Below are 13,028 nucleotides of genomic sequence, written 5' to 3'. Positions count from 1 at the left end.
AAGATAAAGCTAATCAAGCGAATGGGATATGGGTATCGAGATACAGACTACTTCTTCTTGAAGATAAAAGCGGCTTTCCCCGGAAAGCCGCGATGAACCTTTTTCTTTTGCATCAGTCAAATTTATTCACGTATCTTCAATCACTTAAAGCGAGAAACGAGTCCATTTTTTTGCTCTCCAGCGATACGCCATGATGATGCCTCGGAACCATTCATCCATCGCGATCGCCATCCAAGCACCAAATACGCCATAACCCCAATGCACGCCAAGTAGATAGCTCATCGCGACGCCAATGCCCCACATGCTAACAATGCCCATTTTCACTGGGAACTTGATGTCACCAGCGGCTTTCAAACAAGAGATGAAGATCAGGTTAAACACGCGGCCTGCTTCTAAAATAATAGAGCCAGCAATCAGAGAGGCCGTCAGTGCGAGAATTTCAGGGTCTTGTGTGAACACATCCAATATCTCGAAACGGAACAGATAGATCACGCAGGTAATGGTGGTCGAGGCAATAAAGCCAACCACGAAATAACGTTGTACTCGGCTGGCTATTTCATCAATCCAACCTTTGCCGATGTAATAACCGGTTTGAATTTGGCTGCCCTGACCAATCGCCAGTGCAAACGCAAAAGAGAGGCGAGCGATGTTTTGTGCATAGGTGAATGCTGCCAACGAAGCCGTGCCCATTTGCACGACAAAGAACATGATGGTGATCTGCGCCATGTTGTAAGACAGCACTTCTCCGGCGTTCATCGAGCCGATCTTCATTATCTTCTGATAGATAGATTTCGGTACCGATTTAAATTGTTTTACGGGTAGGTCTATGCCTTTATTTCTGACCACACCAATCAAGATAAACATGCCAATCACTTGGCTAGTCACGGTTGCAATGGCTACCCCTTGAACGCCGTATACCGGTAAGCCAAAAGGTTGGTAGAGCGCGCAGTAGTTACCGAAAATATTAATCACACCAGCAATCATGTTGATGACCATTGGAGATTTAGAGTAACCATGGCTGCGGAGGATAGTGGTGAGTACCACACCTATCGTGACGTTGAAAGTGAGTGCGCCACTGATGAACAAGTACTCCTGTGCGTACTGTTCAACCTGAGCTTCAAGCTGATAGAGCGGAATAAAGTACTCTGCACCTAGCACGGCGAAAATACTCAGCAATACACCGGTAATGATGGCCAATATGATACTGGCAACGCCAACTTGAGCGCTTTCTGTATCGCGTGAGGCGCCATTGTATTGGGCAATGAGAATACCAGTACCACTGCTGACCATGGTCGATACGATGATTAGGAAAAAGGATATCTGAGAGATAACACCAACAGCAGACACGGCTTTGTCTGAGTATCCAGATAACATGAATACATCACTGGTGTTTAGTGCGGTTCGAAGCAGTACTTCGATGAAAATTGGCCAAGTGAGCGCAACGATTCCCATGCGTTTGTTTAGGGTGGAATCAGCATTAGGCATTTAGGTTTTCTCAAAAAAAAAGGGAAGGCGAGACTATAGTTTAGTGGTTATTGGGTAAACCACTATCAAATTAATGTCCGGATTACGAATAAGGGTAAAGATATTTTGAATAAACCAGTGTTGCCCACACTCTGGCTCTTTGTTGTGAAACTTATTCGCATGTTTCATGGTGTGATTCGTTCGGGTTTTAGCCACTGAAAAATAGCAACAAGAGCTCAATGTGCAGGAATGAGAGTAAAAGGATCATGGTAAGCCAAATACTCCTATACCTTACTTTTCATGCTGATTGAGAAGTGAAAAAAAAAGGCACTCAGCGAGATACTGAGTGCCAAAGCCTGAAATTTATGAGGTTATCTTTTCATTGAATTCCAGAAGACAGGTTTAGGTTTTAATTTACTCTGCGTCAGTGAAGAAATCGTTGTAAAGCATGTACAAGTGAGCTGCACTCCAAGAGAAGTTTGGCGCACCTTGCTGGTCACCGTTCAATGGGTTGTAGTTCTCACGGATTGGGCCGTCTTGCACCAAGCCATCGGCGTGGTCGAAGAAAGCGCCTGCCATTTCAATCGCATCATCACGGTAGCCGTAGCTGTCCATACCTTTAAGGCCGAAGTAGAACTGGTCTACCCACACGCGTCCACGCCAGTAAATATCTGGGCCGAATGCAGGGCTAGATAGCGCTGCAGTGCCCAATGGAACGTAGGTGTTGAACTCCGAGGTATCTTTCATCACAGAGACTACCGCATCCGCGTGTGCTTGGGTTGCTGCGCCATTGAATAGTGGTGACCAACCTTCAGGGCCTTTGCCACGTTCGACAATCGGTTTACCTGCACAGCCATTGGCTAACGGTTTATCTTCAATACGAATGTCGTAGTAGAAGTTCGTGCTTTCATCGAACATACAGGTGTTGATGTAGTTCGATAGGTGCTCAGCCTTTTCACGGAATTCTTTCGCTTCTGCATCTTTACCAAGAATGTCAGCCATTTCCGCTAGGTACTTGTTATCGCTGTACATGTAGCTTGCTTGGTCAACGGACTCTTGTAGCAGTGAGTAGCCTAACAGGGTGCCGTCTTCCGCGCGGTTTTGGGCGAATTCAACATCCCAATCACTGCGTTTTCCGCCGTTGGCAACGTAGGCGTCTAGCTGGTCTTTATCGATGAAACCAAAGGCTGCCGCATCATCACGACCTGATTCCCAAGATGCCGCAGTTTGAGCTGGGCTCTCGATGTAGTCATAGTTACCTTCAGCAATCACTTTATCCAGCGCCGCTTGGCCTATGACGGTTTCGTGTTTGTCACCACGAACCACAGTGAAGTACATTTCGCCTTCTGGTGTGTTGTGTGCTTTATCACGCGCTGCTCCGTATTCTGGAACGCCATTGCCGTTATTATCACGGTTACGCAGCCACCAGTCGTGGTAAGCCACTAGCTTTGGATACATCTCTTCTAGCCAAGCTTCATCGCTGGTGGTCTTGTAAACTTCCATTACCGCCCACGCCGCTAGGCTTGGCTTGGTGTTACGTTCGTTCCAGTTACCACCGTCGCCGCCACGTTCTGGGCTTAGGTTGTAAGCCAATAGATCTGGCACGTAACCTTCATCCCAAGGGCGAACAGGATCGTCAGCTTGAATTTGGTAGGCAAACATTGCGCGGATGTTGTCTTTCGCTACGTCTGGGTTGAAGTGCGCCATCGCGTAAGCTTGCTTCCATGTATCCCACGGCCATGTTTGGTTGCCTGAGAACCAGCGAGCCGTAACCGAAGGAGTCACAGAGTCAAACTCCATCGCACCGGCTGCACCACGCCAGTTACCGTTTAGGGTTTCCATCGCTTTTACCGCAACACGCTCTTGTTCTGGTGTTGCGTTCGGGTTGGTTAAACCCATCTCAAGATAGCCTTCCCAACGCTCTGCTGATGCTGCTAAGAAGTCAGTCGGGTTTGCCATGATCTTTTTGATTTCAGGCTGTTCAGCTTGTGCTTCTTCTGCCGTTAGAACATGCGAGTAAGTGGTGTAGATGGTGGTCGATTCTTCAATGTTTGCTGTTGAAGTAAACGTTAGGCCATCAACTGTAGTTTGGGTTGAAATCGATTTATGAACTTGATACTCAGACTCGCCTGAAGTCAGCAGATCCCATGTAGAACGTACCTTACCGAAAGTCACCTTCAAGCCATCGTCAGTTGCAACGATTTGACGGTCGTATTCAGGGTAGGTTTCAGCAATGGTTTTATCAGTTTGCGCGACGCCTTCTTTCGCGTGTGTTTTCTCTAGTAGTTCGCCATCCCAAACCAACTCAACCGGTGAGTCTGTGGTGATTTTAGTCTCTAGCAAAGAGGTACGGTTAGAAGCAAAACGCATTGTCATCTCTACCGTTACATCGTCAGACTTTAGCGTCTGAATCAATGCACCCGGTAGGCTGTAAGCTTCCATTGTGAATTCAACTTTTTTGCCATCTTTATAAACGCTTAGGCGGTCAAAGTTATCAGCCATGAAGTTAATGTATTCTTCAGTAAGCAGCGCTGTTCCCGGGAAGCCACCCATACCTTCAGCTGTGTCTGGTAACAAGTGACCGTGCCATGCACCTAGGTCGAAGAACGGGTTAAAGCGTTGATGGTCATCGAAGTCGTAGTCACGCATGTATTCTGGTGAGCCAGTGCGGTCGATAACGTTTTTAAATTGGTTTGCTTGAAGTTCTTCAGAGCCTGTATTTGATGCGCAACCAGTAACAACAAGTGCTGCGCCAATAGCGATAGCTGCGAATGATTTGTTCAGTTTCATAGTGAGTTCCTGTTATTACCAGTAGAAGTATTGCATTGCGAACACTTGTGCATCGCCGATTTCAGTGTCGCTACCTACGCCAAAGCGGCTATCGAAAGCGGTCGAAAATGCACCGTTTCCGTATTCGTACCAAACACCTGCGTTGATGTAAGAAGTGATCTCTTTTTCGCCGTTATCGCCATCAAAGTTGGCGTAGTTGTAGGCTGCTGATAGGTAAACGCCTTGTGCTGCTTCGTACCAAGCGCTGGTTTGAATACCAGACTCGCTACCAAACGATTCTTGATTGCCTTTATCAGTGTCGTGCCAAACACGAGTAGCAAAGTTCTTGTATTCAGCACCTAGTAGTACAAGTTCGCCACCGTCGTTATTACGAACTTCACCGCCGCCCATTAGCGTTAGGTCGTCAGTCAGGTCGTATTGGACATAACCGTTGACCATGGCATTTTTATCTTTCCATTGGTCTGCGAAGTTGTCGTATTTACCAAAGTGAATCAGCGCATCGTCTTCAGAGAAATCAGATTCTGGAGCGAAGGAAACGCTGTAGCGCAGCTTGCCTTCTAGGTTTTGGATCTTCACACCAACGTGTACGTCACGAGTGTTTGAGATCGCGTAGCCGTACTCTACCGTTGGGTCACCCCACCATTGAACGTCATCCAGAGATGAGTCCATACGACCGACAATAAATTCGGTCTTTGCATCAGTGCGGTAACCTGCGTAGAAGCGGTTAAAACCACCTTCGAAGCCGCCCCAACCATGGCCAGTAGCCCATGCATTGCCTTCGTCATCGGCTTGGACTGTCCAGCCTTCCATGTAAGCAAGACCAAACCAATTGCCATGCTCGATAGCCAAGCCAGCTTCAATGTAAGTGCCGTCGGCGTAGCGGCCTTTATCGTCACCTTCTAGGGCAACATGACCACCAAGGCCAAGCTCACCATAGAAGTCAAAAAGTGTTTCGGATTCTGTTTTAGGGGGCTGAGTGTCGCTGTGGTTAGCAGCGGTTTCATTAGCGTGGGCATTCGCCGTTAGAGCAGCAAGAATACAACTTGTAATAAGAGTGGTTTTAGTAAAACTACGTTTCATTTTATTCACTTCTGTTTCGGGTTGATAAATGAAGCATCGTAGGCTGTTCTGACTTCTAATATGGGGTGCTCTTCAAGGCGTATACGGTCAGCTCACTTACGATCGCAAAACCGATATTAATGATTATTTTCATGTTTAAAATTAAATCACTCTAAAAGTGTGATCTGTTTTTAGTAAATATTTACCTTGGCGTAAATTTGATTTTTAGTTGAATTTGTACGCTGATGACTAGTGATGGATGTATTTGGTTTGTGAATTGAAATCTTATGGATGAATTGGATGGGTAAATAAAAAGGCACTCACCAAATTGGGGAGTGCCTTAGGGCTTTAACGAGAGTGCCTTAGAGCTTTAACGAGAGCGCAGGGCTAACTTAAGCGTTCGCAGGCTCTGGTTTTGCTTCTAGCTTTTTCTCTTCTGGAGACAAGCTTTTCTCGTATTGACCGTACTTCCACCATGCGTAACCCAAGAAGATCACGATGCCGCCGACGTTATAGAAGATGATGGTCATGATGTCAGCACCCGTTGGGAAGGTCGATGCGAAGAAACCCACGGTAAAGATACCGATAAGAATCGATACAGCAGCGATACCAACAGGACGAGAACCCATTCGGAAATCACGTGGTAGGTGATCGAGTTTCAGGCGCAAGTGCAGGTACGCGATCATGATGAACAGTGGCGGTAGCATAGAAGCTGCTGCAGTCATGTTGATGATGGTACTCATCAAATCTTGCACCGTGTCAGACGCAAGCGTCGGGATGAACATCAACGGAATCACAATAAAGAACTGAACCCAAGCAGCACGCTCTGGTACGCCTTGTTTGTTAAGAGCGACTGTCTTCTCACCAAAGATACCTTTAGGGATCTCAGAGAAGAAAATCTTAACCGGTGTTGCTGTCCACATCAGTAGAGAGCCTAACATTGCAGTGAAAGAAACGATGCCCACAAAGCGATTCATAAGAATTTCAGGTAAGCCAAAGTAGAGTGCTAAGCCTTCAAAAACCTGTACTGAACCACCAGTGAACTTAAGTTCTTCACGAGATACGAATACGTTAGCCAGGATAGAACCCACTGAGTACAGCGCACCAATGAAGATACCCGCAATGATGATCACTTTAACGAAAGACTTGTGACCGCCTTTGATGTCGTTTACGTAAACCGCGACCGACTCTGCGCCACCAGCGGCCATGAAGATCCAAGTGATCACGCCTAGGAATGCCCAGTTAAAGCTTGGGGTCATTGCTTCAATGGTGATAGGGTCAGCTGGCTCGATACCACCGATTAACGCACCGCCTGACAGCAAAATGTAAGACATGGTTAGAAGCAACATTAGTGACGAAGTTAATGAGGTAATAGGGCCTAATAGTTTCGCGCCGTTGTTAGAGATATGTGTCGCGACCGCAAACAAAATGGTACTCAATATCGCGGTGGTCATTGGCGTGAAGATGTACTCGAAACCCAAGAATGCATAAGACGCGTAAGCGATGATTCTAGGCAGCAGAGACGTGAAGAAGAATAGGTTAACAAACCAGTATGTGTAAGCTGAAATAAACGCCCAGCGACCGCCTAGAGAGCTTTTAACCCATGAATAAACACCCGCTTCTGAGTCTTTATTCAGGGATACGAACTCAGCAACAATCAGACAGAAAGGAACAAAATAAAAGATGGTTGCTAAAAAGAACATCGGAGCCGAGGAGAGGCCGATTTCGATGTTGTTATTAATGATGTTATTGAAGCTATATACCGCCGCGAAGGTCATAGACAGTAGGGCAAACTTGCCTATCGTACTGCGTTTATTATCGGACATGATGTTCTCCGGTGAATCACGTTGATGATCGTTATAACTTGGTCCTAGACAGGGTGAATCTAGGCCGCACTTTTATTGTTATGTTGGTTTGGCAAACACCTGCTTTGTTTTGTCAGGGTTGGCTCGTTGTTATTTTTATTCGATGTACGATCGGACACATAAGCATTGGTTTTTATTGATTTCAGTAAATTTATTACCGACATCAAGAGGCAGATACTAATGTGTTCTACAAAGAGATTACTTGTTTCATAGGCGACGTTTTTATGGAGCTTGTAGGGGCTATATGTCACTTTCTTTATATGAATCAGTTTGTCTCTTCAGCAAGAAGATTAAAGATTAAGCGGCGGGAAGTTAATCGAAATTGATCAAATATGTGACCTTGAGTAAATATATTTAGTTAATATTTTACTTTGGTTTTTGTTGTGGTTTTATTTAGTGGTTTGTCTGTGTTTATGAGAGGTTTACACTTGACGGAATGGCGTTTTTATCATTGTCGGTTTGTTTTTAATTTGTTGATTTAAATGGAAAAAGCGCCCGGTTGGGCGCTTTTTTATAAATGCTGAAGGTTAACTCAGGTTACGACTGCTTAGCCGTTTCTAGCTTAGCTTCTTTACCTGCTTGCTTCTTTTCAAAGCGAGAGATCCACCACCATGCAATGCCAGAGAATACCGCTGTCATAAATACGTTGATGAAGAAGGCTTGAACTAGATCTACACCTGTTGGGAAAGCTGACGCTGTCATGCTCACAACGAAGATAGTAATCAGAACAGAAACCACAGCCATACCTTGAGTGCGAGTACCCATACGGAAATCACGCGGTGTATCGTCATGCTTCAAGCGGAACACAAAGTACGCCACCATGATGAAAATAGGCGGTAGCATTGCGGTACCAGCTGTTAGGTTGATTGCTGTGTTCATCATGTCTTGTACTGATTCAGAGCCGAAGCCGTTAACCACAAGCATCACGAATACGAACGCAAACTGCCACCATGCTGCACGAACGGGAACACCATGTTCGTTTAGCTCTGTTGTTTTCTCACCGTAAACGCCTTTCGGAATTTCAGAGAAGTGGATTTTAACTGGTGCTGCTGTCCACATCATCATTGAACCAAACATAGCAACGAACAGAACGATACCAACGAAGCGACCCGTCATAGATTCAGATATGTTGAAGAATTGCGCCATACCAGTGAAGATTTCAACCATACCACCTGCGTACGTTAGGTCTTCACGAGCAACGAACACGTTTACCAGTAGTGAGCCAATAGCGTACATAGAACCGATAGCGATACCCGCGCCGATGATCACTTTAATGAAAGACTTGTGGCCACCTTTTACATCATTTAGGTAAGCCGCCGCTGTTTCTGCACCGCCAGCAGCTTGGAAGATCCAACACATAATGCCTAGCGTTGCCCAGTTAATGGTCGGAGACATTGCTTGAAGCGTGATTGGTTCAGCTGGTACGTGGTCGCCGCCTAGCGCCATTAGTGCACCGATAACGTAGATAGCGAATAGTGCGAATACACCGTAAGCCACGATTTCAGAGATCTTGCCTAGCCAGCTCGCACCCTTAGTTGAAATGTGGGTTGCTGCAGCAAACAGAACAATCGAGATCACCGAAGTCACTAGCGGAGAGAAGGCGTATTCGTAACCTAGCATCGCATAAGAGGCGTAAGCAATGACGTTTGGTAGCAGAGATACAAACCAGAATAGGTTTACGAACCAGTATAAAAATGAGCCTAAGTAAGCCGCTTTAGAACCGAGTGGTTTTTTAAGCCAGTCATACATGCCTGACTCAGAATTTTTATTTGCTGATACGAATTCAGCAATAATGAATACGAACGGAATGAAGTAAATAAGGGTCGCAAGCAAAAAGATAGGAGCAGAACTTAATCCCAATTCGATGTTGTTGTTTACGATGTTGCGAACGTTAAATACCGCTGCAAATGTCATGGAAAGCAGGGCAAATTTGCCTAACTTACCGCGTACAGATTCAGACATAGTGTCCTCCGAGGAATCACGTAATTATAGTCGTTATTTCTCAACGCTTCCTTGTAGGGAGAAAGCATTGAGGCTTTGTTCAGTATGTTCGAGCCTTGAACGGCAAGGCTCGTTACATACTGTGAATAGATAGGGTGTTGTTATTTATTGAGGAAGTAACCGTCTTCAATGGTTACTTTCAGTACCACTTTGCGAACTCGATTATCACCGTGGAAACGGTAAGCCTGGTTGTTGTCAAAGATCGCAACTTGGCCTTCAACTAGCTCACGAGTTTCGCCGTTACCCATTAGGTGTTCGCGGTCGGTTTCATCGCTATAAGCTTGGATCTGCTCTAGCTCTGATTTCGCTGCGAATTCAACCGTTTCACGGCCTTCTAGGTAGTAGTGCACGTCGAAGTAACGACGATTACCTGTGAAGTTTTCTGTGTTACGAGCCACACCGTCTTCAATCATGTAAGCCAGTGAATCACCAATTGAATACATCACGCCATCTTTGATGTTGCCGATGTTTTCAATCGCTTCTACACAGCGTTGCCATTTACGACCATCGCGGTAGACGACTTTAAATTGTTCTAAGTTCTCTAAAACGATCATCGCTTATGCCTCGTTCAGTTGTGGCTGAGCTTTTGGTGCATTCACCGTAAAAAACTCATCGCCAAAGTTGTGATTGATTAGGTGCTGCGCATCGCAATCGCCTGCTTGGAATGGAATCAGAGTTAAGCCGTAGCGGAACTCGTCCATGTACACGCGGTAAGAATCGAGCACTTCGCTGCCCCAAGAGTTAGAGCCTAAGCCCATCACTTGGTGATCTAGGTTTAACGTGATGTAACCGCTTTTCTCTAGCTCAATGGTGTGTTGTGCTTGGTGCAGGTTTTGGTTGGTGTAGAACCATGCGCTGAAGTTGATTTCTTGCTGTGGTTTTACTGCAATACCATTACCCGCGCGGCTTGAAAGCGCAGCCCAACGAACATGTTGGCGGTTGCCGTTGTTCTGTGGGAACGGGTAGTTCTCGAACATGTCTGCAACGGTTGATTGGTACACATCAATCATGTTGGCTTGCTTGCTGTCTTGGTAGTTCTCTTCAGGGCCGCGACCGTAGTATTGAACCTGGTCGAAGTCGCCATTGATGCCCATATCGAAACCAATCACTGGAATCACGTGAGGGTAATCACCGTAGCGTTCGCCGCTTAGCTCAACGTTCAATTGGCCTTCAGCATTAACTTGGTAGCGATATTCACAACGCATACCGAAATCGAATACTGGTGGAGCAATGATGCTGGTGGTTGTGATCTCTACCTTGCCGTTGTTCTCTTCAACATTCAGCGTGCGGAAATGCTCTTGCATGATCTGTAGGTGCGCAGGCTCCCAGTAACCATCGTGCTCTTGCTTATGGTTATCGATCATTGGCTTGAAGAAGTTCAGCTTAGGCTCAGACTTAATCAGCTCTTCACCGTTCACTAACCATGACGTCAGCTTGCCGTTCACTTTCGAGAAGTTCAGTGCGAAGTTATGGCCTTTGATTAGGTATGCGAGACGAGACTCTTCAACATTCAGTGTCGTTGCATTGTTGTTGGTGAAGGCTCCTAGCTGTGCTGTGTTCTCTTTCACTTGGAATTGATACACCGCGATGTCGTGGTTCGCTTCGCTGTAAGGCGTACGAGAATCCTTGCGCACGGTAAAGTTCACAAACACTTCGCGCTCATCAAGTTGTGGCAAGTTAAGTGTCAGTTCACGGCTCGAGTTTTCTGCCAGTTCTTCAATCTTGATATGTTGTACAGCTATGGTTTCACCTTCAGCACGGATTTCCGCAGTGATGGTGTAGTCATCGATGTTTGAGAACCAAAGTTTGTTATCAACGGTGAAGGTGCCGTCTTCAGAGTTGAAGTCGCGGATCTTCACTGGGGCGATAACCTGCTTGTACTCTTTTAAGCCTGGGCCTGGTGTTTGGTCTGGGTAGATCAAACCGTCCATGCAGAAGTTGTAGTTGTTCGGGTAGTCACCGTAGTCACCGCCGTACTTATAGAACTCAGTACCCGCTTCATCTCGAGCTAAGATGCCATGATCACACCATTCCCAAACATAGTGACCTTGAATTGCATCGTGCTTGTAGAACACGTTTTGGTATTCGGTTAAGCCACCTGGGCCATTACCCATTGCGTGTGCGTATTCACAGATAATGCGTGGTTTTTCGTGTGGGAATTCACCGAAGGCATTCATCAGTTGAGCACGTGAGTACATGGTTGAAATGATGTCGACCACTTCAGCATCACGGTCCTCTTCATAGTGAACCAAGCGAGTGTCATCAATCGCTTTTGCTGCATCGTACATAGCACGGATGTTGCAGCCGTAGCCTGACTCGTTACCTAAAGACCACATGATGATAGAAGGGTGGTTCTTCTGAGCGTGGATATGACGTTCGATACGTTCAACAAACACCGCTTCCCATGCTGCATCGTTAGTGATGCGGCTTAAGTCGCCAACGTTTGCAAAACCGTGTGTTTCGACATCGGTTTCACCCATCACGAACAGGCCGTAGATGTCACACAGTTCGTAGAAACGTGGGTCATTCGGGTAGTGCGCAGTACGTACTGAGTTGATGTTGTGTTGCTTCATCAACACCAAGTCTTTCTCAACGCGATCCATGCCCACAGCACGACCTTTCAGGTGGTCGTTGTCGTGTCGGTTTACACCATGCAGCATCACGTATTTGTTGTTGATGTAGAACAGACCATCGCGAACTTTGATGTCACGGAAACCAACGCGTTGTGGGATCACTTCTAGCACTTTTCCGTCTGCGTCTTTTAGTGTCAGCAGCAATTGGTAAAGGTATGGGTTTTCAGCGTTCCATTGAACAGGGTTCACGACATCGATAGAGAATTGAGTGTTCGCATTGCCGTCAGTTGGGACAGATAAGCTATCTACTGAGCCTTGCGAGATAACTTGGCTGCCATCAAGCAATGCGTACTCAAGAGTTGCGTTAGTCGCTGCTGCTAGGTTTTCTAGAGCAACGTTGCACGAAAGGGTAGCGCTTTGGTAAGCGTCGTCAAAATCAGTACGAACCGTTAGATCTTGAACGTGAAGTTGTTCTTTACCAACAAGGTAAACATCACGGAAGATGCCACCTGTCCACCACATGTCTTGGTCTTCAATGTAGGTGGAGTCTGCCCACTGCATCACACGAATAGAAAGTAGGTTGTTGCCCGCTTTTACGTGGCTAGAGATATCGAATTCAGCAGTCAGACGGCTGCCCTTACTGAAACCAACATAGTCACCGTTTACGTAAACTTCGAAGTAGGTCTCTACGCCATCAAACTTGATGATGGTTTGCTTGTCGTTCCAGCTTTCTCCAAGGAAGAACGAACGTTGGTATGCGCCTGTCGGGTTATCTGACGGTACGAAAGGTACATCAATTGGGAATGGGAAACCTTCATCTGTGTACTGAAGATCGCCGTGGCCTTCCATCTGCCACATATTTGGCACCGTAATGTGGCCCCAATCGCTCATCTCTTGAGAGTAAAACTCTTCAGGAACCAAGAGCGGGTTAGTGAAGTAGCTGAAATTCCATTGACCACTTAGTAGTTGGAAGTGGCTGCTTAGTTCACGTTGAAATGTTTTAGCGGTTTTTTCTGATGCGTATGAGAAGAAGTAAGCACGTGGTGCCATACGGTTCTCATGTAAGTTCAGGAAGTTTTCCCAGTTGTTCACGTTGCCTCTCTCTCGGCCTATTTGAATGCTAGCCGACGTTCTTATGCGTAATTGGGTCGTAGTGAATACGAGTATTTTTTGGACTGAGGTAATTATTAGTAAAAGTTTTACTAAATGAAATTGGTGAAAACGTTTTACTTTAACTCCATCACGTTTTTTGAGGGCTTTTTACAGTGCTGTGTGA

Annotated in this window: 7 protein-coding genes; all 7 read right to left on the bottom strand. The window is 46.1% G+C overall.

Features of this window, described 5'->3' with window-relative positions; all coding sequences use genetic code 11:
* Positions 1–144: 144 nt before the first annotated feature.
* Positions 145–1,485 carry an MATE family efflux transporter gene (locus tag F0232_RS23230; RefSeq protein ID WP_171751034.1) on the bottom strand — a complete coding sequence of 447 codons (1,341 nt, stop codon included), beginning with the start codon at positions 1,483–1,485 and terminating at the stop codon, positions 145–147.
* 393 nt (positions 1,486–1,878) lie between these two features.
* The gene (gene ygjK / locus F0232_RS23225; RefSeq protein WP_171751033.1) at positions 1,879–4,254 is read right to left on the bottom strand and encodes an alpha-glucosidase; all 2,376 of its coding nucleotides are present in this window, start codon (positions 4,252–4,254) and stop codon (positions 1,879–1,881) included.
* Between the two features lie 15 nt (positions 4,255–4,269).
* Positions 4,270–5,334 carry a protein YgjJ gene (gene ygjJ / locus F0232_RS23220; RefSeq protein ID WP_171751032.1) on the bottom strand — a complete coding sequence of 355 codons (1,065 nt, stop codon included), beginning with the start codon at positions 5,332–5,334 and terminating at the stop codon, positions 4,270–4,272.
* Between the two features lie 371 nt (positions 5,335–5,705).
* Positions 5,706–7,139, bottom strand: a complete 1,434-nt coding sequence (locus F0232_RS23215; protein WP_105057529.1) for an amino acid permease — start codon at positions 7,137–7,139, stop codon at positions 5,706–5,708.
* A gap of 576 nt (positions 7,140–7,715) precedes the next feature.
* On the bottom strand, positions 7,716–9,140 hold the full coding sequence (locus F0232_RS23210; RefSeq protein WP_128159588.1) for an amino acid permease: 1,425 nt from the start codon (positions 9,138–9,140) through the stop codon (positions 7,716–7,718).
* Positions 9,141–9,280: 140 nt separating this feature from the next.
* Positions 9,281–9,733: a beta-galactosidase subunit beta gene (locus F0232_RS23205; RefSeq protein WP_128159590.1), complete on the bottom strand. Its 453-nt coding sequence runs from the start codon at positions 9,731–9,733 to the stop codon at positions 9,281–9,283.
* Between the two features lie 3 nt (positions 9,734–9,736).
* Positions 9,737–12,844 carry a beta-galactosidase subunit alpha gene (ebgA, locus tag F0232_RS23200; protein WP_171751031.1) on the bottom strand — a complete coding sequence of 1,036 codons (3,108 nt, stop codon included), beginning with the start codon at positions 12,842–12,844 and terminating at the stop codon, positions 9,737–9,739.
* Between the last annotated feature and the right edge of the window lie 184 nt (positions 12,845–13,028).

The organism is Vibrio sp. T3Y01, from assembly GCF_013114525.1.
Lineage (GTDB): Bacteria > Pseudomonadota > Gammaproteobacteria > Enterobacterales > Vibrionaceae > Vibrio > Vibrio chagasii_B.
This window is presented reverse-complemented; position numbering and strand designations above follow the sequence as displayed.